Genomic DNA, 22,271 nt, shown 5'->3' on the forward strand with positions numbered 1-22,271 from the left:
TGGTGCGACGATGGATCCCATGGGGGATGGTGCAAAACTGCTGGAGCCACGCGGCCCGGCCAGGGACGGGGAAGCGACCCGCCCCGACGTCGTGGTGCACGCTCAAGTTCACGCTGAGGTCGAGACCGGGACCGAGGCCGACGTTGCACTTGATGACGACGTCCTGTCTGCGCGGGAGGAGGCCGAGCTGGAGGCGCGCTACCGCCGCGCCGCCGAACTCGGCGACCCCAACGCCCAGAGCATGATCGGCACGTCACTGTTGCGCCGGGGTGATCTCGACGGGGCCGAGCCCTATCTGCGCAGCGCCACCGCAGCCGGTGACCGCGCCGCCGCCAACAACCTCGGGCTGCTGCTCCACCAGCGCGGTTACGGCGACGAGGCCGCCGCCTGGTGGCGGATCGCCGCCGTCGCCGGCAGCACATCGGCCGCGCACGCGCTCGGCCGCCACTACCGCGACCGCGGTGACGAGCCCGGCGCCGAGTACTGGCTGCGGCAGGCCGCCGAATCCGGCCACGTCCTCGGCGCGTACGCTCTCGCCGACTTGCTCGACCACCGGCGCGACGTGGGCGCCGAGCGGTGGTACCGGGCGGCCGCGGAGCACGGCCACCGCGAGGCGACTTACCGCGTCGCCCGCATCTGCGCCGACCGCGGCGAGGAGGCGGAGGCCGAGCAGTGGTTCCGGCAGGCCGCGGCCCGCGGCCACCGGCGCGCCGCCCTGCGCCTCGGCGCTCTGCTCGAAGCGCGCGGCGACGTGACGGAGGCCGGACGCTGGTATCTGACCGCGGCGCGCGACGGCGACCCGAAGGCCGCCTGTGCCCTCGGGTTCCTGCTGCGCGACGCGGGCGACATCGACGGTGCCGCCGAGTGGTGGCGCCGTGCCGCCCTGGACGGCGACGGCCAGGCCGCGAACGCACTCGGCGCGCTGCACGCACAGGAGGGCGAGACACAGACCGCCGAGCGCTGGTACCGGGTCGCGCTCGACGCAGGCGACGACAACGGCGCATACAACCTCGGCCTGCTCTGCGCCGAGCGCGGGAGCACCGCGCAGGCCGAGCAGTGGTACCGGCGCGCCGCCTACGCCGGCCACCGCGAGGCCGCCAACGCGCTTGCCGTGCTGCTCCTGCAGCGCGGCGACGCGGCGGGCGCGGAACCGTGGTTCTCCAAGGCGGCCGAGGCCGGCAGCGTGGACGCCGCCTTCAACCTCGGCATCCTGTGCGCGGGCCGCGAGGGCGCCGAGAACGCGGCGGCCGCCCGCCGCTGGTACGAGCGCGCCGCCGCCGCGGGTCACACCGAGGCCGCGCTGCAGGTCGCCATAGCGCTGCAGCGGGAGGGCGATGCGGCCGGCGCCGAGCCGCATCTGCGGCGTGCCGCCGAGGCCGGCAGCGCGGAGGCCGCCTTCCGGTTGGGCTCCCTGCTCGACCAGGAGTCGCCGGAGAGCGAGAAGTGGTACGAGCGCGCCGCCAACCGGGGGCACCGCCGCTCCCAGGTCCGGCTCGGCATGTGCGCGGCCCGTCGCGGTGACACGGAGGACGCCGCGCGCTGGTACCGGCGCGCCGCCGAGGCCGGCAGCCGCAACGGGGCCTTCAACCTCGGCCTGCTCCTCGCCCGGGAGGGCAGCGAGCCGGAGGCCGCGCTGTGGTGGAAGCGCGCCGCCGAGGCCGGTCACGGCCGTGCCGCGCTGCGCCTCGCGCTGCTCGCCGCCCGCCACGGTGAGCTGGGGGAGGCCGAGCGCTGGTGCGGCCGTGCGGTCGAACTGGGCCCCGCGGAGGTCGCCGAGCGCGCCGCCCGGCTCGCTGACGCGCTGCGTCAGGAGCTGAGCGCGTTCAGTGCATAGGCGCGCGGGCACGTGATTTGCCCGCCTCGGTGGCACCTGGTTACACTGGGCACACAACGACGCGGGGTGGAGCAGCTCGGTAGCTCGCTGGGCTCATAACCCAGAGGTCGCAGGTTCAAATCCTGTCCCCGCTACTGACACGGAGGCCCGGAACCAGTACGGTTCCGGGCCTCCGTCTTCTGTTGTGCGTCTGTGCGTCGTGGCGCGTCGCTTCAGCCCGCGTCCTGGCCACCGTCGTCGTCCACCGCCTGCTGGTACAGCGCCATGGTGTCGTTGGTGAAGTACGGGCTGTAGGAGATCGCGTCGGCGTGCGCGTCGTCGTCCGACGGTCCGCCGCCGTTGTACCCGCCGACGACCCCGATCAGCGCGCCCGTCCGGGCGCCCGGCTTGAGCAGCACCCACGGGCCGCCCGAGACACCGGCGTAGTAGCCGCCGCAGCGCATCTCCCGGTACTGGTCGTGGGCGCCGGACTGGTAGGTGTTCATGGTGCAGGTGATCTGCTGGTCACCGGGGTTGCTGCTGTCCGGGTAGCCGGTGGTCGTCACCCCGCGGAGGTCGAACGGCTCGTTGACGGTGAGGGTGTTCCCGCCGACCGCGTCCTCGATCTCGGGACCGCCGGGCCGCGAGACCCGCAGGAACGCGTAGTCGTACCGTTCGTCACCCTGCGTGTATCGCGGGTCGACCCAGATCCTGTCGACGTTCCAGGTGCCGTGCTGGTCCGCGCCGCCGGTGGTGCCCGGCGCGACGCTCACTCCGGTGTTGTAGGTGCCGCCGCTGTACACGCAGTGAGCAGCGGTGATGACGATGTCCGCACCGGGGCTGTGCACCACGCTGCCGCTGCAGAACGGGGAGCCGTCGCTGCCCAGCAACCGCACCACGCTGGGGTACGCCTGAGCGGCGCTCAGATAGGTGCCCTTCTTGTTCCAGTCGGTGGGCGGCCCCGCGTCCTCGGAGATGTGGTGCTTGGGCTCGGCGAGGGCGAGCACGTCGGGTGCGTACTGGATGAGACCGGCCACCGCGAGGGCTCCCACCGCGCACAGCATGGCGGCTCTCGTACGACTGCGACGGCGCACCCAGGCCCTCCCGTCTGCTGCGTATGTGGCGTCGGCTCGGCTTGAGCAAGGATAAGTGCAGTGTCTGAGAACAGGCTTATAACGATTACGCGGATCTTCAATGGTGTGTCGCTCCACGCTTCGGTAGAGGAGCGGTATGGCCTGGGCAAAGCCCAGCGAACTCCCTTGGAGCCGGGACCCGCGCTGAGTGATGCTTGCCTGTGAGCAGCGTGTGGGCGGCAAGAGGCGGACGGGCGAACGGGCGGAGGCGGCATTGCTGCGCAGAGGGCAGGCCCGATCGGTTCTGCGCCGCCGGAGTACTTCCCCCGAGACTGAGGCGCAGGACACCGGCCGCTGGGAGCGCTTGTGCCGGGAGGCCTCCACCGGACGCCGCGCCGCCGCCGATGTGCTCCTCGACGAGGTGTGGGCGGTAGACGCCGGCGGCACGGCCCAGGAGCGCAGGCGCGTCCTGGAGCAGTTGCTCGCGGCCCCGCCGCACCTGTGGCTGCACCTCGACCGTTTCGCTCGCCGCGGCTCATACGGCTCCGGCTCGTCCGGTCTCTCCCGGCGCCGCGGTCTGCCCGCCGACGCCGACCCGCTCCACCTCGTGCTCGCCTCGTTCGACGCGGACGGCCGGGTCCGCCAGGCCGCCGTGGAACGCCTCGCCCGTCGCAGCGGCCGGTTCGTCGCCATGGCGCTCACCCTGCGCACCGACGACTGGGTGGAGCAGGTGCGGGAGCCGGCGGTGGCGGCACTGCTCGACCATGTCGCCCCCGACGAGGCGGCTGTCGCGATCAGACTGCTCTCGCGTCTCGACCGGCGTCGTCGCGCGGGCGGGGTGCTCGACGCGTACCGCGCCGCGCTCTGCCGGCCCGAGCGCCGCCGCACGGTGCGCCGCCTTGCCGCGGAGCCCGATCCCCATGTGCGGCGCTTCGGCGTCGAACTCGCCCTGGATCTGGGGGAGTACGTACGCGGCGACCTCGCCCGTACCGCGCTCCACGACCGTGACCAGGTGTGCCGCGCGCTCTGCGCCGAGCGGCTGCTCGAACTCGACCCCGACCAGGCGGGACGGCTGATGGGGGCGCGGTCCGCGGCGGTGCGGGAGCTGGCGGTCGCCGCGCTGCCCGACGACGTACCGGCCACCCGGCTCGTCGCGCCGCTCGCCGACCGCTCCCGTATGGTGCGTGCCCAGGCGCGCTGGAAGCTGTACAAGCGGGGCGAACCGCCGGTCGACGTCTACCGCAAGCAGCTGCGGCGCTGCGGCCGTTCCACGCAGCCGCGTCTGGTGGCCGGGCTCACCGCCGGGCTCGGCGAGTGCGGGGAGGCCTGCGATGTGCCGATGCTGGAGGTGCTGGCCCGGGACGAGAGCTGGGCCCCGGTGGTGCGCAGGGCCGCCGTGCGGGCGCTGGGGCGGCTCGGGAGCCCCGAACAGCTGGCCGCCGCGCTGGGCCCGATCAGCGCCGACCCCGCGCCGAGCCTCGCCCGCGAGGCGCTCGACGCGCTTGCGGCGGCGGGTGCGGCCGCACCCCAGCCGGTCCGCAGCGCGCTGGCGCGCCCGGAGCCGCCGGTGTGGAGAGCGGCGCTGCGGGCGGCGCGCGCCACCGCTCCGTGGGATCGTCTGGAGCTGTCCCTGAACGCGGCCGCCGATCCGCGGCCCGAGCTGGCCGCCCGCGGGCGGACGGATGTCCGCACCTGGCTGCGGACGCAGGTCTACGAGCTTCCTGATGCGGATCAACTCCAGCGCATCCGCGGCCTGCTCGACCGGGCCGGTCTGCCGGCCGCCGACCGCGACGGTCTGGCGTTCATCCTCTCCCGGCTCAGGCCGGGTCAGGCCCGTGCGCAGCCCGTGCGCAGCCCGGGCACAGCCCCCGGTAGGTGACCTCGACCTCGGAGACGGTGAATCCGAAGCGCTCGCCCGCCGGCAGGTCCGCCAGAGGATTGCCGCCGGGGTGGATGTCGCGGATGGCGCCGCAGCGCGAGCACACCAGGTGCTGGTGCGGGCGGTGGGCATTGGGGTCGTACCGCTTGGCGCGGCCGTCGGTGGACACCTCGAGCACTTCGCCGAGCGAGACGAGCTCGCCGAGGGTGTTGTAGACGGTGGCGCGGGAGATCTCCGGGAGCCGTGCGGCGGCGCGCGCGTGCACCTCGTCCGCGGTCAGGTGTACGTGATCACCGTCGAGCACCTCGGCGACGACCCGGCGCTGTGCGGTCAGCCGCCAGCCGCGTCCGCGAAGCCGTTCCAGCAGGTCACTCATGGCTACAGCCTAACAGCGAGGAGTCCGGAATCTGAATCCGTACGGATCTGAGCCTCTTCTTGACTTAGACTGTGTCTACTGTAGGATCGGTTCCGGCGATAGCCCAGGGGCAGGAAAGTACGTCTGAGGAGGCGCACGTGACGACTCGGGACACGACAGCCGGCCCGCTGACCACGGAGTCAGGGGCTCCCGTCGCGGACAACCAGAACAGTGAGCAGACGGGCGTCGGCGGCCCGGTCCTGGTCCAGGACCAACTGCTGCTGGAGAAGCTCGCGCACTTCAACCGCGAGCGCATCCCGGAGCGCATCGTCCACGCGCGCGGCGCCGGCGCCTACGGCACCTTCACCGTGACGGCGGACGTCACCAAGTACACCCGCGCCACGTTCCTCTCCGAGATCGGCAAGCAGACCGAGGTCTTCGCGCGCTTCTCGACCGTGGCCGGCAACCTCGGCTCGGCGGACGCGGTGCGCGACCCGCGCGGCTTCGCGCTCAAGTTCTACACCGAGGAGGGCAACTACGACCTCGTCGGCAACAACACCCCGGTCTTCTTCATCAAGGACGCCATCAAGTTCCCGGACTTCATCCACACCCAGAAGCGTGACCCGTACACCGGTTCCCAGGAGGCGGACAACGTATGGGACTTCTGGGGCCTGAGCCCGGAGTCGACGCACCAGGTCACCTGGCTGTTCGGTGACCGCGGCATCCCCGCCTCGTACCGCCACATGAACGGCTACGGCTCGCACACGTTCCAGTGGAACAACGAGGCCGGCGAGGTCTTCTGGGTCAAGTACCACTTCAAGACCGACCAGGGCATCAAGAACCTCACCTCGCAGGAGGCGGCGAAGCTCGCGGGCGAGGACCCGGACAGTCACCAGCGCGACCTGCGTGAGGCGATCGAGCGCGGCGAGTACCCGAGCTGGACCGTGCAGGTGCAGATCATGCCGGCGGCCGAGGCGGCGAACTACCGCTTCAACCCGTTCGACCTGACCAAGGTCTGGCCGCACGAGGACTACCCGCCGATCGAGATCGGCAGGCTGGAGCTCAACCGCAACCCGCAGAACATCTTCGCCGAGGTCGAGCAGTCGATCTTCTCGCCGATCCACTTCGTGCCCGGCATCGGCCCGTCCCCGGACAAGATGCTCCAGGGCCGGCTGTTCGCCTACGGGGACGCGCACCGCTACCGCGTCGGCATCAACGCCGACCACCTGCCGGTCAACCGCCCGCACGCCACCGAGGCCCGTACCTACGGCCGCGACGGTTACCTCTACGACGGCCGGCACACCGGGATGAAGAACTACGAGCCCAACAGCTTCGACGGCCCGAAGGAGACCGGCCGCGCACTGTGGCAGCCGGTCCCGGTCAGCGGCCCCACCGGTAAGCACGAGGCACCCTCGCACGCCGAGGACAACGACTTCGTCCAGGCGGGCAACCTCTACCGCCTGATGTCGGAGGACGAGAAGGAGCGCCTGATCGCCAACCTCGCGGGCTTCATCGCCGAGGTCTCCCGCGACGACATCGCCGAGCGGGCGATCAACAACTTCCGCCAGGCGGACGCTGACTACGGCAAGCGGCTGGAGGCCGCGGTCCAGGCCCTGCGCGGCTGACGGACGCTTGCCGTACCAACCGAAGAGGCCGGACGCCATGGGGCTCCGGCCTCTTCGTCTGCCCCGGGTGAGCCCGGGTCACGCAGCCAGCGCCGGGGCCCAGCAGCGGATGATGTCGCGGACGGAGACCATGCCGACGAGCTCGTGGCCGTCGAGCACGATGAGGTGGCGGAAGCCGCCGCGGACCATGGAGGCCGCCGCCTCTTCGAGCGTCCACTCGGGCGCGGCGAAGACGACGTCGGTGGTGGTGTGGGCGGCGGCGCGTTCGTGGTCCGGGTCCTGGCCCGCGCCGACCGAGTTGAGGATGTCGCGCTCGGTGAGGATGCCGAGGCCGTAGGTGTCGGGATCGAGGACGACCGCCGAGCCCACCTTGCGGGCGGACATCAGCCGGGCGGCCTGGCGGAGTGTGTGGTCGGGGCCGATGGTGAGGACGATGGTGCTCATCGCGTCCGATACGAGCATTGGACTCCCCTTGGGTCGGCGGCTCACTGGGGATGAACTTGAGAAGGAATTCACAAGTTCACAAGCTCGGGGACTCTCATAGTCACACCGGTCGCACGGCCTGGCAAGGGTGCAGTGCGTGACAGGCACGCGTCAGAGCCGGCCGGTCCGCTCCAGATCTGGCTAGACCTGGCTGAGGTAGCCCAGCAGCTCCTCGTGGAGCAGGCCGTTCGAGGCCGCCGCGTTCGTCCCGTACGGGCCCGGCCGGCCGTCGAGGTCGGTGTAGCGGCCGCCGGCCTCCCGCACGATCACCGACGGTGCGGCCATGTCCCACAGATTGAGCTCGGGCTCGGCGCACATGTCCACGGACCCCTCGGCGACCATCATGTACGGCCAGAAGTCGCCGTAGCCGCGGGTGCGCCAGCAGGCCCGGGTCAGGTCGAGGAACCCGTCCAGGCGGCCCAGCTCCTCCCAGCCGCTGAGCGAGGAGTACGCGAAGGAGGCGTCCGCGACGTCGTCCACCCTCGAGACGTGCAGCCGTGTCGCGGACGACAGGCTCCGTCCGGTGTACGCGCCGCCGCCCTTCGCCGCCCACCAGCGACGCCCGAGCGCGGGCGCCGAGACCAGGCCCACCACTCCGTCGTCGCCCTCGGGGCCGCCCTCGCCGCGCACCGCGAGCCCGATCAGCGTCGCCCACACCGGGACGCCGCGCACGTAGTTCTTGGTGCCGTCGATGGGATCGACGATCCAGCGCCGCGCGCTCTGGCCCTCGCTGCCGAACTCCTCGCCGAGCACGGCGTCGCGCGGCCTGGCCCGCTGCAGCTGGCTGCGGATCAGCTCCTCGGCCGCCTTGTCGGCCTCGCTGACCGGCGTCATGTCCGGCTTGGTCTCGACCTTCAGGTCGAGCGCCTTGAAGCGTTCCATGGTGACGGCGTCGGCGGCATCGGCCAGGATGTGGGCGAGGCGCAGATCGTCGTAGAAGTCGGCCATGGTGCGAACAGTAGCGATCGTGCCCACGCCAGGGCTACGCGGCATGGCCGACGACAGTAGTAAGGACACACGAAGGAGCGGAATGGCGGAGCGCGAGCGCATTCGGCGCGTCGCATCGCGTGCGTCGCTCCGGCGGTCTTGACAGCGTGTAGTCCCGCGTCAATTCTTTGCGCACGGCCGCATTGACGGCCTTGGAGGCAAAGATGCCGACAGCGCGCGATTCCTTACTGAATGCGGCTTTGGGCGCCCTGGAGGAGCGTCCGTGGGACACGGTGCGGATGGTCGAGGTGGCGGCCGCCGCCGGTGTGTCACGGCAAACGCTCTACAACGAGTTCGGGGGAAAGGACGGACTCGCCCGCGCCCTGGTACGCCGTGCGGCTGACGACTATCTGGCGGGTGTCGAACACGTCCTTGCCGCGGCCGGGCGGCGCGGCGCCGACGCCGGCGAGTGCCTCGCGGCCGCCACCGCATGGACGTTGCACGCGGCCCGCCGCAGCGCGTTGCTGCGCGAGGCGCTCACCGGCTGCCGCGGCCGCAGGCTGCCGGCGGCGCCCGACCCCTCGCCCGGCGACCTGGTCGAGGCGCTGCGCGGCCGTGCCGTGGGCGCCGTCGAGCAGTGCGGCCCGAGGTGCGGCGCGGCCGACATCGGCCGGGCCTGCGACGCCGCCGCGAGGCTGACGCTCAGTTATGTCCTGGTGCCCGCACCGTCGGACGAGGACGCGTGCCTGGAGGTGTCGCGCCTGGTGCGCGGACTGCTCAACGGAGCGGCAGCTTGAAGCCGATGTGGCTGGCCTGGAAGCCGAGCTTCTCGTAGAAGCGGTGCGCGTCGATGCGGGTGGCGTCCGACGTCAACTGGACCAGCGTGCACCCCTCGTCGCGGGACCGCTCCACGCACCATTCGATCAGCTGCGAGCCCAGCCCCGTGCCGCGCGCCTCGGCCGCCACCCGTACCCCTTCGATCTGGGCGCGCTTGGCCGCCCTGCGGGACAGTCCCGCGATGATCGTCAGTTGGGCCGTGCCGATCACCGCGCCGTCCCGTTCGGCGACGATGATCATGTTCCGCGGGTCCTCGTCGGCCTCCTTGAAGGCGGCCCGGTACGGGGCCAGATCCTCCGGGGATTCGCGGACGGCCCCCAAGGAGTCGTCGGCGAGCAGTGCGACGATGCGTGCGACGTCGGCCTCGGTGGCACGCCGGAAGGTGATCTCGTCCATGGCCGCATCCCATCACCCGCGCGCCCCGGGGCGTGCGCCGGGGGTCAGTGAGAGCTGCCGGAGAGCTGCAGGCCGATCACCCCGACGACGACGAGGCTGATCGAGACGATCTTCAAGGTGCTGACCAGGTCACCCAGGAAGATCATGCCGTAGGTCGCGGTGCCCGCCGCGCCGATGCCCGTCCACACCGCGTAGGCGGGGCCGACGTCGAGCTTCCTCAGCGCGAGCGTCAGCAGCCCGAAGCTGCCGAGCGCGAAGACGGCGAAGGCGAGCGTCGGCCACAGCCGGGTGAAGCCGTGGGAGATCTTGAGGCAGACGGCGAACCCGGTCTCCAGCAGCCCTGCGACCACGACGAGCAGCCATGCCATCCCGTGCCTCCCGTTCAGCGCAGCTCCGGTCGATCATCCCGCGTCGATTGTCATACGGGGGTGCGTGTGCCACGTCGGGCGACGCGCCCGAACGGGCGTATTCCTCAGTCGCCTTCGCGGCGCTCCCGGGTGGCGAGCAGCCGGCGCAGCGAGTAGAGCCGCGCCGGGTCGGCGTTCCCCGCCTCCACCCATGCGTCCAGGACGCAGTCCGGCTCGTCGTGGCTGCAGGCGCGCGGGCACTCGGCCGTGCCCGGCTCCAGATCGGGGAAGGCATGGATGACCCGTGCCGGGTTGACGTGATGGAGCCCGAACGATCGCACGCCAGGGGTGTCGATCACCCAGCCCTCGCCGTCGGGCAGCGGCAGCGCCAGTGCCGAGGTGGTGGTGTGACGGCCGCGGCCGGTGACCGCATTGACCATGCCCGTTGCCCGGGCGCGCTCCGGCACCAGCGCGTTGACCAGCGTCGTCTTGCCCACCCCGCTGTGACCCACCAGCGCCGTGATCCGCCCCGCAAGACGCTCGCGCACCCGCTCCGCCGCCGCGCCGTCCAACTCGTCGTGGCGGGTGACCACGCACTCCACGCCGAGCGGAATGTAGGAGGCCAACAGCGGCTCGGCCGACGCCAGATCGGCCTTGGTGAGCACGAGCAGCGGGGTGATGCCCGCGTCGTAGGCGGCCACCAGACAGCGGTCGATCAGCCGCGGGCGCGGCTCCGGGTCGGCGAGCGCGGTGACGATCGCCAGCTGGTCGGCGTTGGCGACGACCACGCGCTCGAACGGATCGTCGTCGTCGGCGGTGCGCCGCAGCACCGAGCTGCGCTCCTGCACCCGCACGATGCGCGCCAGGGTGTCCTTCGCGCCGGACAGGTCGCCGACGATGTCGACCCGGTCGCCGACCGCGATTCCCTTGCGGCCCAGCTCGCGGGCCTTCATAGCGGTGACCTGGCGGTCGTCGACGAGGCAGGTGATCCGGCCGCGGTCGACGGTGAGCACGAACCCCTCGGCGGCATCCTCGTGCTTGGGGCGGATCCGGGTGCGTGGACGGCTGCCCCGTCGGCCGGGGCGTACCCTCACGTCCTCCTCGTCAGCGTCCTTGCCATAGCGCCGCATGACGGTATGTCAGACTCCTCGCGCCGCGTAGGACGCCGGTGCATCGCTGCGGCCGGCGAGCATGCCGCTCCACAGCTCGGGAAACTCCGGCAGGGTCTTGCCGGTGGTGGCGATGTTCTCCACCTCGAGGCCGTCGACCGCGAGGCCCAGCACGGCGGCCGCGGTGGCGAGGCGGTGGTCCTCATAGGTGTGGAACACCCCGCCGTGCAGCGGCCGCGGACGGATCCTCAGCCCGTCCTCGGTCTCCGACACATCGCCGCCGAGCTCGTTGAACTCCTTGGCGAGCGCGGCCAGCCGGTCGGTCTCGTGGAGTCGCAGATGGGCGATGCCGCGCAGCACGGACTCGGAGTCGGCGAGCGCCGCGACGGCGGCGATCACCGGGGTGAGCTCGCCCACGTCGTGCAGATCGACGTCGATGCCTTTGATGCGGCCGGTGCCCTTGAACGTCAGGCCCGCGTCGTCGAGTTCGCACTCGCCACCCATCAGGGTGAAGATCTCGCGCAGCGCGTCACCGGGCTGAGTGGTGCGCTCCGGCCAGTCGGGGACGGTGACCCGGCCGCCGGTGACCAGTGCCGCCGCCAGGAACGGCGCAGCGTTCGACAGATCGGGCTCCACGGTCAGATCACGGCCGAGCAGCGCACTCGGCGCGACCCGCCACACATCGCGCTCGCCGCCGCCGTCGGGCGAGTCCACCTGGGCACCGGCCATGCGCAGCATGTCGATGGTCATCCGGATGTGCGGCAGCGACGGGAGCGTCCGGCCGACGTGCCGCAGCTCGATGCCCTGGTTGAAACGCGGCGCGGAGAGCAGCAGCGCGCTGATGAACTGGGACGACGAGGAGGCGTCGACCTCGACCCGGCCGCCGGTCAGCGATCCCGCGCCCTGCACGGTGAGCGGCAGCGCGCCGCGCCCGTCGTCGTCGATGCGGGCGCCGAGCGCGCGCAGCGCATCGATCACGCCGTGCAGCGGGCGTTCGTACGAGCGGGGATCACCGTCGAAGTGGACCGGACCGTCGGCGAGCGCGGCGACCGGCGGCAGGAAGCGCATGACGGTGCCGGCGTTGCCGACGTCGACGTGGGCCGGGCCGTGCAGTCCGGCGGGGATGACCCGCCACGCCTCGCCGCCGGTGGCGTTCACCTGCTCCTCGATGCCGACGCCCATCGCGCGCAGCGCCTCGGCCATCAGCAGGGTGTCGCGGCTGCGCAGCGGGCGGCGCAGCCAGCCCGGTTCCGATGCCAGCGCGGCGAGCACGAGTCCACGGTTCGTGACCGATTTCGATCCGGGCACGGTGACGGTCGCGTCGACGGCGCCGGTCGCGGTCGGTGCGGGCCAGAGCGGGGTGTGCGCGGGGTTACCGGTCATGGGAAGCAACTGTAGTGGCTCCACGGAGCGAAGAATCTTGATCGAATCGGTCGAAACCTGAGCGAAACAGGGGCTTGGTATGAGCCTACGCGCAGCAGAAACCGTTCAAATGCGCGATCGCGTGTGCTCTCACACGCCGAGCAGCCACCGGCCGCCGCCCAGCAGCGAGCACAGCGCCACCGTGTGGAAGAGCACGAGCCATATCGCGGCCGGCAGGTGGGTCAGCCGCGCCAACTGGTCGGCGTCCGAGTCCCGAGCTCCTCCGTACCGGCGCTTGCGCTGCAGCTCGAAGACCGGCCGCACCCCGCCCAACAGCAGGAACCACACCACCAGATAGCCGAACGCCGCCTGCACGGCCGCCGTCGTCAGCCACGAGACGAGGAAGAACGCCGCACCCGCGAGCACCACGGTGAGCAGCCCGTACGCATTCCTGATCATCACCAGCATCGCGGCGAGCAGCGCCACCGCGCCCCAGAGCAGCAGCGTGATGTGCCCGGCCGCCAGCAGCCAGGCACCTGCGAGACCCAGCAGCGACGGTGCGGTGTAGCCCGCGGCGGCGGTGAACACCATCCCCAGCCCGTGCGGCTTGCCGCGCGAGACCGTGAGCCCGGAGGTGTCCGAATGAAGCCGGATGCCTTCGAGCCGCCGCCCGCTGAGCAGCGCCACGAGGCCGTGCCCGCCCTCGTGCGCGATGGTGACCGCGTTGCGCGTCACCTGCCAGATGCCGTGCGGGAGGACCGCCGCGAGCGCCGCCACGCAGGTGGCGGCGACCAGCCACCCCGACGGGTGCGGCTGGACCCCGACAACCCGGTCCCACACACCGGTGATGCTGTTCGTGTTCATCTCACCCCTGCAACGAGCGACGTCCTCGGCCAGTGCCGTGGCAGTGTTGCACTCATGTGCGGTCGATATGCAGCGAGCAGGAAACCGGAGGATCTCGTCGGCCTCTTCCACGTGTCCAAGTGGGAGCCCACGCAGACGCTGGCGCCCGACTGGAACGTGGCGCCGACTGCCGACGTCTATGCCGTCCTGGAGCGGCCCGACAAGGAGTCCGGCTCACCGGTGCCGGTGCGCCAGATGCGGGCGTTGCGCTGGGGTCTGGTGCCGTCGTGGGCGAAGTCGCCGGACGTCGGCGTGAAGATGATCAACGCCCGCGCGGAGAGCGTCCACGAGAAGCCGTCCTACCGGCGGCCGTTCGTCACCCGCCGCTGCCTGCTCCCTGCCGACGGCTACTACGAGTGGATGACCAGCAAGGACGAGCGGCAGCTCGAAGAGCAGGGCAAGAAGAAGCGTCCACGCAAGCAGCCGTACTTCGTCACCCCGGCCGACGGCTCGGTGATGGCCATGGCCGGCCTCTACGAGTTCTGGCGCGACCGCACGCTGCCCGACGACCACCCCAGGGCTTGGTGGGTGACCTGCGCCGTCATCACCACCGACGCCGAGACCACGCCGCTCGCCGGCGGCGCAGCGGAAGGCGCCGGCGAAGGCGTGGGCGCGGGGGACGGCGCAGGCGAAGGCGTGGGCGCGGGGGACGGCGCAGGCCAGGGCCCGCGCTCCCTGTCCGAGATACACCCGCGCATGCCGCTCGTGCTGACGCCGGACCGCTGGGACGCCTGGCTCGACCCGTCCCGCACCGATATCGACGACCTGCGAGGACTGCTGGCACCGCCGCCGCCCGGTTTCATGCGGGCGTACCCGGTCTCGACGGCCGTGAGCAACGTCCGCAACAACGGCCCCGAACTCGTCGAACCGCTCCCCGTGCCTGAAGAGGAAACGTTGTTCTGATGACCGCCGTGCTGACACCGAGCGCCGAGACCGTGACGACGCCGGCCGGCGACGCCCGCATCACCTGGCACCTGCCGCCCCGCCGCTCCCCGAAGCCGCGCGCCGTGGTAGCCCTCGGCCACGGTGCCGGGGGCGGCATTGAGGCCCGGGACCTGCAGGCGCTCGCCGCCACCCTGCCGCCGCTCGGCTGGGGCGTCGCACTCGTCGAGCAGCCGTGGCGGGTGGCGGGCAAGAAGCTCGCACCCGCGCCGAAGGCCCTCGACGCGGCGTGGACGGCGCTGTGGCCCGCGCTCGTCGAGCGCGGCCTGCCGGTGATCGCGGGCGGGCGCAGCGCCGGCGCCCGGGTCGCCTGCCGCACCGCCCAGGGGCTCGGCGCCCATGCCGTGCTCGCGCTCTCCTTTCCCCTGCATCCTCCGGGCAAGCCGGAGAAGTCCCGCGCCGAGGAACTGGCGGCGGCCGGACTGCCGACGCTGGTCGTCCAGGGCGGGCGCGACCCCTTCGGACGGCCGGAGGAGTTCCCGCGGGGCACCCGCATCGCCGAGGTCCCGTACGGCGATCACGGCTTTGCCGTCCCGAAGTCCGCAGACCTCACGCAGGACGACGCACTCGCCGTGCTCACCTCCGCCGTGGCGCAGTGGCTCGACGGCCTGCCCGGCCCGCCGCGCTGACCTGCGGACCCGCGCGACCGGCCCGGGAATGAGCGCCGGCCTCGCCGCGTTATGAAGGCACCTCCCGCCGGAGGCAGGGGGAGCGCACCTCCCCCCCGGAGGCAGGCACGGACGCAAGACGTGAGGAAGGCAGCCCGCATGGTTTCAGTCGTGTGCCCCGCTCGTGCGGAGGCCCCGTATCTGTCGTGGCCCGAGTGGTCATCGGCGGGCGGCGGGTCCGCAGGCCAGTCCGGCGGCCCGCTCGCGTCCGGGATATTCTCCGAATCGGGTGATGCCGCTCCCGGTCTCGCCCCGGTGTCGGAGGAGGTGGGTCCGGTCACAGGGACCGACAACGGTACGACGGGCGAACAGCCGCGCCCCGAGGACGACGCGCGGGAGTCCTCGGCAGAGCGTAGTGCGCGCTTTGAACGGGACGCCCTTGCCTTCCTCGACCAGATGTACTCGGCGGCTCTGCGCATGACGCGCAACCCGGCCGACGCAGAGGATCTGGTCCAGGAGATGTATGCGAAGGCATACGCGTCCTTCCACCAGTTCAAGGAAGGCACGAACCTCAAGGCCTGGCTCTACCGCATCCTCACCAACACCTTCATCAACTCCTACCGCAAGAAGCAGCGCGAGCCCCAGCGCAGCGGCACGGAGGAGATCGAGGACTGGCAGCTGGCGCGCGCCGAGTCGCACATGTCGACCGGACTGCGCTCCGCCGAGTCGCAGGCGCTCGACCACCTGCCCGACTCGGACGTGAAGTCCGCGCTGCAGGCAATCCCGGAGGAGTTCCGGATCGCCGTGTATCTGGCGGACGTCGAGGGCTTTGCCTACAAGGAGATCGCCGACATCATGGGGACACCCATCGGCACGGTGATGTCCCGGCTGCACCGCGGGCGACGCCAGCTGCGAGGCCTGCTTGAGGATTACGCACGCGACCGGGGACTCGTCCCGGCGGGCGCCGTGCTGGGCGAGCACGATCGGAAAGGCTCGGACACATGAGCTGCGGCGAACCGCATGAGACGGACTGCTCCGAGGTACTTGACCACCTCTACGAGTACCTCGACCGCGAGATGTCCGATGTAGAACGCCACAAGTTCGAGGAACACTTTGGCGAGTGCAGCCCGTGCCTGGAGAAGTACGGGTTGGAGCAAGCGGTGAAGAAGCTGGTCAAGCGGTGCTGCGGGCACGACGACGTTCCCGGCGACCTGCGGGCCAAGGTGCTCACCCGAATCGAGCTGATCCGATCGGGCCAGATTCCGCCGGTCTCCGAGCGGTCGGCGGGCGACGCCGGCCCTGCGGCAGCCACCTGACGCGATCACGCTGCGGCTCTGCAGCCTCATGCTCATGCATTCACGGGTGCGGTCCGGACCTTCCCCACGAACCCGCAGGGGAGGACGGACCGCGCCCGTTGTGCTGAACTCGGTGGTAGGAGGCGAGCGCACCGACGGACATGGTTGGATGCGTCGACAGGGACCGGGTACCGGGACCACTGACAGGGACAGGGTGTGACGGCCCCGTCCGCTGGCAAGGAAGAGTGGTGAGCGAAGGAAAACCGGGCGGCCCGTTGAATCCGGAGGAAGAGGCGGCCGATATGTGGCAGGTTGTCGTCCGACCGAGCAATGGTTGACCGGCAGGCAGGGATCGTGAGGATCTTCGGCAGAGTGCGGCACAGGCCCTCCGCCACGTGGCGGCAGGCGACCGACCGTGCCTTCACACTGATCGACGACGGGCGCTACGAGGACGCGGGCGCCCTGCTCACCCGCGCCGCCGACCTCGAGCCCTGGCTCCCCGAGTCCTGGTACAACCTCGCGCTGCTGCACAAGTTCCGGCACGACTGGGAGCAGGCCCGCACCGCAGGGCTGCGCGCCGTCGCCCTGCTCGATCGCGACGCCGGCGCCCCGGACTGGTGGAACATCGGCATCGCCGCGACGGCGCTGCAGGACTGGCCGCTGGCCCGCCGCGCCTGGCAGGCGTATGGGCTGCGGCTGCCCGCCGCCGAGTCCGCGGCCGCATCGGACACCCCCGTGCGGATGCCGCTGGGCAGTGCGACGGTGCGCCTCTCGCCCGAGGGCGAGGCCGAGGTGGTGTGGGGCCGTCGGCTCGACCCGGCCCGCATCGAGGTGCTGAGCATTCCGCTGCCGTCCTCCGGGCGCCGTTGGGGCGAGGTCGTGCTGCACGACGGCGTACCGCACGGTGAGCGCGTCGCCGCCGACGGCGGCGCCTACCCCGTCTTCGACGAGATCGAGCTGTGGGCGCCCTCCCCGGTCCCCACCTGGCTCGTCCTGCTCGAAGCCGCCACCGAGGCCGACCGCGACGCGCTGGAGCGGCTCGCCGCGGACGCCGGGTTCGCGGCGGAGGACTGGTCGTCCTCGGTGCGGCTGCTGTGCCGCTCGTGCTCGGAGAGCCGGATGCCGACCGACGACGGCTCCAACGCCTCCCGCGACCCCCACGACCACGGTGAGCCCGGTCACCCCGGGCATCTCAGCCACCGCAGCGCGGGCGCACTGTGGGTGCCCGAGCGCGAGTGCGGGATAGCGGCGCCGGCGGCGCTCGTACGCGGCCTGCTCGACGGCTGGGTCGCCGACAGCCCGGACACGCGCGACTGGCGCGATCTCGAAGAGGTCTGCTGAGCCGTCCGGGCGACCTGCGTACCCTTGTGGACCAGGCCCCTTTGGATCGGACGAGCGGACCAGGAAGGCGTACGAGCAACCCATGACCGAGCACGAGCAGATCGACGAGGCACCGGAGCAGTCGTCGGAGTTCATCGACGATGTGACGGACGCCGAGGCGCGTGAGGCGGCCCACCGCGAGCGCGGTACGGCCCGCCCGATCACCGTCGTCGGCAACCCGGTGCTGCACCGCCCGTGCCAGGTGGTGACGGAGTTCGACGACAAGCTGGCCCAGCTCATCGACGACATGTTCGCCAGCCAGCGCGCCGCCGAGGGCGTCGGCCTCGCCGCCAACCAGATCGGCGTCGACCTGCGCGTCTTCGTCTACGACTGCCCGGACGACGACGGTGTGCGCCACGTCGGCCACGTCGTCAACCCCGTCCTCGACGAACTCCCCGTCGAAAGCCGGGTGCTGGACGACTCCGACGAGGGCTGCCTCTCCGTCCCCGGTGCCTACGCGCCGCTGCCGCGCCCCGACTACGCGATCGTCCGAGGCCAGGACATGCACGGCAATCCGATCGCCGTCCATGGCACGGGCTATTTCGCCCGCTGCCTCCAGCATGAGACGGACCACCTGTACGGCTACCTCTACATCGACCGGCTCTCCAAGCGGGAGCGCAAGGACGCCCTGCGTCAGATGGCCGAGCTCACCCCGAAGTACGAGACGGTGCCGAACGACTGAGTATCGGCGGTCGGCTCAGGGCCGCGCTCTCGGGTCGGGGCGGTCGATGTTCCAGTGGCGGACCACCTGGCAGATCCAGCCGTCCTCGTCGTCGTGACGCGGTATCAGGGACAGCCGACTGACGGTGCGCTGCCCGCCCTCGTAATCCCCGTACATCAGGTCGACGTTGATGCGTGCCCTGTTCTTCACCGGGTCGAGCAGGGCGGCGAAGTCGGGATCCTGCCGGTCGCGGATCGCTGCGTGCCAGAAACTGGTGTCGCCAGGAGCCACGTAAAGATCGCGCAGTTGGGGCCGGAACGATTCCGGGGCGGGATGCGCCTGGTCGGCGTAGGTGGGGTGGTCGGCGAGGCGCCAGCCGTGGATCACGGCGAGGCCGGGGCCGATGTTGCGGATCGAGGCCGCGATGTAGAGGTGATCGTCCTCGATGCGCACGTATCCGGCGCTGCCCGCGAGATGCGTGCAGTGGCCGTCGGACCAGATCAGCTTCTGCTTCGGGGCCTCGATGCGGGAGGCGATCAGCAGCGGACGCAACGATGCCTGGACGGCGCGCTCGGCGGACAGGGCGGCGCGGTCGGCGGAGCGGATGGAGGCGAACGACGCCCCGGCCAGCACCAACGTGCCTGCGGCCGTGGCCAGGGAGGAGATGGTTGCCCAGTCAGCCATGGGCGGTCCGTGACCCCGTCGAAGCGGATCGTGATCGTATGTGCTGCATGGGTGCACTGTACGGGCCACCCGAGCGCGGCCACGAGGGTGGGACCGGCACGCCCGGTCCCACCCTCGTGGACCGGGCTCAGAAGTCGTCGTCGAAGGAGACCGACCCCTCGACCGCGATCTGGTAAGCGGAGGCGCGGCGCTCGAAGAAGTTGGTCAGCTCCTGCACGCCCTGCAGCTCCATGAACGAGAACGGGTTCTGCGAGCCGTAGCGTGGGGGCAGCCCGAGGCGCGCCAGGCGCTGGTCGGCGACGCACTCCAGGTATGCGCGCATCGAGTGGGTGTTCATGCCGGGCAGCCCGTCGCCGCACAGATCGCGGGCGAACAGCAGCTCCGCCTCGACGGCTTCCTCGAGCATCGCGGCGACCTGCTTGCCCATCTCCTCGTCGAAGAGATCCGGTTCCTCCTCGCGCACGGTGTCCACGACGTGGAAGGCGAAGTCCATGTGCATGGATTCGTCGCGGAAGACCCAGTTGGTCCCGGTGGCCAGGCCGTGCAACAGCCCGCGGGAGCGGAACCAGTAGACGTAGGCGAACGCGCCGTAGAAGAACAGGCCCTCGATGCAGGCGGCGAAACAGATCAGATTGAGCAGGAACCGGCGCCGGTCCCCCCTGGTGCGAAGGCGGTCGATCTCCTCGACAGAATCCATCCACCGGAAGCAGAACCGTGCCTTTTCACTGATGGACGGGATGTTCTCCACCGCGGCGAAGGCCGCCGCCCGGTCGTCGTGGTCGGGCAGGTACGTGTCGAGCAGTGTCAGATAGAACTGGACGTGCACCGCCTCCTCGAAGAGCTGCCGGGAGAGGTAGAGGCGGGCCTCAGGGGAGTTGATGTGCTTGTAGAGGGTGAGCACGAGGTTGTTGGCGACGATGGAGTCGCCGGTGGCGAAGAAGGCGACGAGTCTGCCGATCAGGTGCTGCTCGCCCGGGGAGAGCTTGGCGAGGTCGGCCACGTCGGAGTGGAGGTCGACCTCCTCAACCGTCCAGGTGTTCTTGATCGCGTTGCGGTAGTGCTCGTAGAAGGCCGGGTAACGCATCGGACGCAGCGTCAGTTCGAAACCCGGGTCGAGAAGGTTCTGGGTGGTCATTACTGGCATGCCTCGCAGGACTCGGGGTCGGTCAGGGAGCAGGTGATCGCCTCGTCGGTCATGGCCGCCGGCCGGCCGGACGCGGCGCGGGCGATCCTCGTCGCCGGGCGGGACCGCAGGTAGTACGTGGTCTTCAGCCCCTTCTTCCAGGCGTATGCGTACATCGAGCTGAGCTTTCCGATGGTCGGCGATGCCATGAAGAGGTTCAGCGACTGGCTCTGGTCGAGATACGCGGTACGGGAGGCCGCCATGTCGATCAGGGCCCGCTGGGGGAGTTCCCAGGCCGTGCGGTAGAGCGTGCGGAGCTCCTCCGGGAGCCAGGTCAGTTCCTGCACCGAGCCGCCCGACTCGCGCAGCGCCTCGCGGGTGGTCGCGTCCCAGGCGCCGAGCCGCTTGAGGTCGTCGACCAGATAGGAGTTGACCTGCAGGAACTCGCCGCTGAGCGTTTCGCGTTTGAAGAGATTGGAGACCTGCGGCTCGATGCACTCGTAGACCCCGGCGATCGAGGCGATCGTCGCCGTTGGTGCGATGGCCAGCAGCAGCGCATTGCGCATTCCGGTGGCGCCGATGCGCTCGCGCAGCGCGGCCCACCGCTGCGGCCAGTGCGGGGTGACGTCGAAGTGGTCGGGGTGGAGCACGCCGCGAGCAGTGCGCGTCCCGGACCAGGCCGGGTGGGGGCCGTGACGTTCTGCCAGGTCGCAGGAGACCTCGTAGGCGGCGAGCATGATGCGCTCTGCGATCTGCGTGGACAGGCGGTGGGCTGCGGGGGAGTCGAAGGGCAGACGGAGCCGGAAGAAGACGTCCTGCAGGCCCATCATGCCCAGGCCCACCGGGCGCCAGCGGGCGTTGGAGGCTGCGGCCTGTTCGGTCGGGTAGAAGTTGATGTCGACGACACGGTCGAGGAAGGTGACGGCGGTGCGGACGGTCGCGTCGAGCCGTTCCCAGTCCATCCGGCCGTCCGGGCCGAGGTGGGCGGCGAGATTGACCGAGCCGAGGTTGCAGACCGCGGTCTCGCCGTCGTCGGTCACCTCCAGGATCTCGGTGCACAAGTTGGACGAGTGCACGACCCGGCCGGGCTCGGCGGTCTGGTTGGCCGTACGGTTGGCCGCGTCCTTGAACGTCATCCAGCCGTTCCCGGTCTGGGCGAGGGTGCGCATCATGCCTGCATAGATCTGACGCGCCGGCACCTGCCGTACGAAACGCCCCTCGGCCTCGGCTCTGCGATAGGCGGCGTCGAACTCCTCGCCCCACAGATCGGGGAGCTCGGGAACGTCGGACGGGGAGAAGAGCGACCACAGGGCGTCGGCCTCGACGCGGCGCATGAACTCGTCCGGAATCCAGTGGGCGATGTTGAGGTTGTGGGTGCGGCGGGCGTCCTCGCCGGTGTTGTCGCGCAGTTCCAGGAACTCCTCGATGTCCGCGTGCCAGGTCTCCAGATAGACGCAGGCCGCCCCCTTGCGCCGGCCGCCCTGGTTGACGGCGGCGACCGAGGCGTCCAGCGTGCGCAGGAACGGCACGACGCCGTTGGAGTGCCCGTTGGTGCCGCGGATCAGCGAACCGCGGGCGCGCACGCGGGTGTACGGGATGCCGATGCCGCCCGCGTGCTTGGAGAGACGGGCGATCTGGTGGTAGCGCTCGTAGACCGAGTCGAGCTGGTCGAGGGGCGAGTCGAGCAGGTAGCAGGACGACATCTGGGGATGGCGCGTGCCGGAGTTGAAGAGCGTGGGGGAGCTGGGCAGGTAGTCGAGGCGGCTGATCAGGTCGTAGAGCGCGGCGACATCGTCGAGCGCACGCGGTGAGTCGTCCTCGGCGAGGCCGCAGGCGACGCGCAGCATGAAGTGCTGTGGGGTCTCGATCACTTGACGCGACGTCGGATTGCGCAGCAGGTAGCGGGTGTGGAGCGTGCGCAGGCCGAAGTAGCCGATGCGGTCGTCCGCTCCGGCGTCGATCAGCGCGTCGAGACGGGCGGCATGCGCGCGGACGAACTTCGTTGTGGTGTCGGAGATGAGGCCCTCGCGGTGACCGACGCCGATGGAATCGGAGAACGCGATGACGCCCTCGCGGGCCGCCTCGTCGCCGATGGTGCGGGCGAGCAGCCGGGCCGCGAGGCGGCTGTACTGCGGGTCGTCGGGGATCAGCCCGGCGGCCGCCTCCGTCGCCAGCTCGCGCAACTCGGCCTCGTCGGACCCCGCGTGCCGGCCGCGCAGCGCGGAGGCCGCGACCCGCCCCGGGTCGGTTTCGGGAAGGTCGGCGGTCAGCTCCGTCAGGGTGCGCAGCAGCGCGGTGCCCGGTGCGTCGGTGGGCGCTTCGTCGGTGGGCGGTGCTGCCGAGGCGGGTTCTGCGGGCGCGATGGTCACGGCGGTCTCTCCCTCGTTGACGGCCTCGCCGCGAGGGATGAGCGGGCGCATGCGGGCATGCCGCATCGCGTCCGCAGACCCAACCCGCGAGGCCCGGACG

At 71.2% G+C, this 22,271-nt stretch carries 22 protein-coding genes and 1 tRNA gene; 11 read left to right on the forward strand and 12 right to left on the reverse strand.

Translation table 11 applies throughout. The features are described from left to right. Nucleotides 1–19: 19 nt before the first annotated feature. Nucleotides 20–1,834, forward strand: coding sequence for a tetratricopeptide repeat protein (locus tag NGB36_RS06620; RefSeq protein ID WP_255919154.1), 1,815 nt, complete (start codon nucleotides 20–22; stop codon nucleotides 1,832–1,834). A 60-nt stretch (nucleotides 1,835–1,894) separates the two neighbouring features. After that, nucleotides 1,895–1,968, forward strand: a tRNA-Met gene (locus NGB36_RS06625). Nucleotides 1,969–2,046: 78 nt separating this feature from the next. Here the strand turns inward: NGB36_RS06625 and NGB36_RS06630 are convergent. Next, nucleotides 2,047–2,907 carry a trypsin-like serine peptidase gene (locus NGB36_RS06630; protein ID WP_255919155.1) on the reverse strand — a complete coding sequence of 287 codons (861 nt, stop codon included), beginning with the start codon at nucleotides 2,905–2,907 and terminating at the stop codon, nucleotides 2,047–2,049. A 211-nt stretch (nucleotides 2,908–3,118) separates the two neighbouring features. On the opposite strand from NGB36_RS06630, the gene NGB36_RS06635 reads away from it, so the two are divergent. After that, on the forward strand, nucleotides 3,119–4,765 hold the full coding sequence (locus NGB36_RS06635) for a HEAT repeat domain-containing protein (protein WP_255919156.1): 1,647 nt from the start codon (nucleotides 3,119–3,121) through the stop codon (nucleotides 4,763–4,765). Here NGB36_RS06635 and NGB36_RS06640 read toward each other — a convergent pair. Then, a complete protein-coding gene (locus tag NGB36_RS06640; protein ID WP_255919157.1) occupies nucleotides 4,704–5,141 on the reverse strand; it encodes a Fur family transcriptional regulator in 438 nt (145 codons plus the stop codon). The two genes, NGB36_RS06635 and NGB36_RS06640, sit on opposite strands and share 62 nt — an antisense overlap. A 137-nt stretch (nucleotides 5,142–5,278) precedes the next feature. Between NGB36_RS06640 and NGB36_RS06645 the strand changes: the two genes are divergently transcribed. Continuing rightward, nucleotides 5,279–6,745, forward strand: coding sequence for a catalase (locus NGB36_RS06645; protein ID WP_255919159.1), 1,467 nt, complete (start codon nucleotides 5,279–5,281; stop codon nucleotides 6,743–6,745). 78 nt (nucleotides 6,746–6,823) lie between these two features. Here the strand turns inward: NGB36_RS06645 and NGB36_RS06650 are convergent, their stop codons facing one another. Beyond that, complete coding sequence (locus NGB36_RS06650; protein WP_255919161.1) at nucleotides 6,824–7,207, reverse strand: CBS domain-containing protein; 384 nt, start codon at nucleotides 7,205–7,207, stop codon at nucleotides 6,824–6,826. 162 nt (nucleotides 7,208–7,369) lie between these two features. Continuing rightward, on the reverse strand, nucleotides 7,370–8,176 hold the full coding sequence (gene hisN, locus NGB36_RS06655) for a histidinol-phosphatase (RefSeq protein WP_255919163.1): 807 nt from the start codon (nucleotides 8,174–8,176) through the stop codon (nucleotides 7,370–7,372). Nucleotides 8,177–8,379: 203 nt separating this feature from the next. On the opposite strand from hisN, the gene NGB36_RS06660 reads away from it, so the two are divergent. After that, nucleotides 8,380–8,952, forward strand: coding sequence for a TetR/AcrR family transcriptional regulator (locus NGB36_RS06660; RefSeq protein WP_255919164.1), 573 nt, complete (start codon nucleotides 8,380–8,382; stop codon nucleotides 8,950–8,952). On the opposite strand, the gene NGB36_RS06665 is transcribed toward NGB36_RS06660, so the two are convergent. From NGB36_RS06665 to NGB36_RS06685, 5 genes are all read right to left on the reverse strand, one after another. Then, nucleotides 8,933–9,388 (reverse strand): GNAT family N-acetyltransferase, encoded by a 456-nt coding sequence (locus NGB36_RS06665; RefSeq protein ID WP_255919165.1) that lies wholly within the window; start codon nucleotides 9,386–9,388, stop codon nucleotides 8,933–8,935. The genes NGB36_RS06660 and NGB36_RS06665 overlap by 20 nt on opposite strands. 44 nt (nucleotides 9,389–9,432) lie before the next feature. Then, nucleotides 9,433–9,756 (reverse strand): DMT family transporter, encoded by a 324-nt coding sequence (locus tag NGB36_RS06670; protein ID WP_255919166.1) that lies wholly within the window; start codon nucleotides 9,754–9,756, stop codon nucleotides 9,433–9,435. Between the two features lie 104 nt (nucleotides 9,757–9,860). Continuing rightward, a complete protein-coding gene (gene rsgA, locus NGB36_RS06675) occupies nucleotides 9,861–10,865 on the reverse strand; it encodes a ribosome small subunit-dependent GTPase A (protein WP_255919167.1) in 1,005 nt (334 codons plus the stop codon). Nucleotides 10,866–10,874: 9 nt separating this feature from the next. Further along, entirely contained in the window at nucleotides 10,875–12,227 is a 1,353-nt protein-coding gene (aroA, locus tag NGB36_RS06680) for a 3-phosphoshikimate 1-carboxyvinyltransferase (protein WP_255919168.1), read from the reverse strand. A 129-nt stretch (nucleotides 12,228–12,356) separates the two neighbouring features. Further along, complete coding sequence (locus NGB36_RS06685; protein ID WP_255919170.1) at nucleotides 12,357–13,070, reverse strand: M50 family metallopeptidase; 714 nt, start codon at nucleotides 13,068–13,070, stop codon at nucleotides 12,357–12,359. 54 nt (nucleotides 13,071–13,124) lie between these two features. Between NGB36_RS06685 and NGB36_RS06690 the strand changes: the two genes are divergently transcribed. From NGB36_RS06690 to def, 6 genes are all read left to right on the forward strand, one after another. Further along, nucleotides 13,125–14,012: an SOS response-associated peptidase gene (locus tag NGB36_RS06690; RefSeq protein WP_255919171.1), complete on the forward strand. Its 888-nt coding sequence runs from the start codon at nucleotides 13,125–13,127 to the stop codon at nucleotides 14,010–14,012. Then, a complete protein-coding gene (locus NGB36_RS06695; RefSeq protein ID WP_255919172.1) occupies nucleotides 14,012–14,680 on the forward strand; it encodes an alpha/beta hydrolase family protein in 669 nt (222 codons plus the stop codon). The genes NGB36_RS06690 and NGB36_RS06695 overlap by 1 nt, the downstream gene beginning before the upstream one ends. A 138-nt stretch (nucleotides 14,681–14,818) precedes the next feature. Further along, entirely contained in the window at nucleotides 14,819–15,664 is an 846-nt protein-coding gene (locus NGB36_RS06700) for a sigma-70 family RNA polymerase sigma factor (protein ID WP_269469877.1), read from the forward strand. Beyond that, nucleotides 15,661–15,975: a mycothiol system anti-sigma-R factor gene (gene rsrA / locus NGB36_RS06705; protein WP_255919173.1), complete on the forward strand. Its 315-nt coding sequence runs from the start codon at nucleotides 15,661–15,663 to the stop codon at nucleotides 15,973–15,975. Before NGB36_RS06700 ends, rsrA begins: the two co-directional genes overlap by 4 nt. 309 nt (nucleotides 15,976–16,284) lie before the next feature. Then, the gene (locus NGB36_RS06710; RefSeq protein WP_255919175.1) at nucleotides 16,285–17,295 is read left to right on the forward strand and encodes a tetratricopeptide repeat protein; all 1,011 of its coding nucleotides are present in this window, start codon (nucleotides 16,285–16,287) and stop codon (nucleotides 17,293–17,295) included. Nucleotides 17,296–17,377: 82 nt separating this feature from the next. Beyond that, nucleotides 17,378–18,016 (forward strand): peptide deformylase, encoded by a 639-nt coding sequence (gene def / locus NGB36_RS06715; RefSeq protein WP_255919177.1) that lies wholly within the window; start codon nucleotides 17,378–17,380, stop codon nucleotides 18,014–18,016. A 15-nt stretch (nucleotides 18,017–18,031) separates the two neighbouring features. On the opposite strand, the gene NGB36_RS06720 is transcribed toward def, so the two are convergent. The 3 genes from NGB36_RS06720 to NGB36_RS06730 form a co-directional block, all read right to left on the reverse strand. Next, the gene (locus NGB36_RS06720; RefSeq protein WP_255919178.1) at nucleotides 18,032–18,679 is read right to left on the reverse strand and encodes a hypothetical protein; all 648 of its coding nucleotides are present in this window, start codon (nucleotides 18,677–18,679) and stop codon (nucleotides 18,032–18,034) included. 127 nt (nucleotides 18,680–18,806) lie between these two features. After that, nucleotides 18,807–19,814 carry a ribonucleotide-diphosphate reductase subunit beta gene (locus NGB36_RS06725; protein ID WP_255919179.1) on the reverse strand — a complete coding sequence of 336 codons (1,008 nt, stop codon included), beginning with the start codon at nucleotides 19,812–19,814 and terminating at the stop codon, nucleotides 18,807–18,809. After that, the gene (locus tag NGB36_RS06730) at nucleotides 19,814–22,171 is read right to left on the reverse strand and encodes a ribonucleoside-diphosphate reductase subunit alpha (protein WP_255919388.1); all 2,358 of its coding nucleotides are present in this window, start codon (nucleotides 22,169–22,171) and stop codon (nucleotides 19,814–19,816) included. Before NGB36_RS06730 ends, NGB36_RS06725 begins: the two co-directional genes overlap by 1 nt. Nucleotides 22,172–22,271 lie beyond the last annotated feature (100 nt).

The sequence above is a fragment of the Streptomyces humicola genome, assembly GCF_024436035.1.
Lineage (GTDB): Bacteria > Actinomycetota > Actinomycetes > Streptomycetales > Streptomycetaceae > Streptantibioticus_B > Streptantibioticus_B humicola.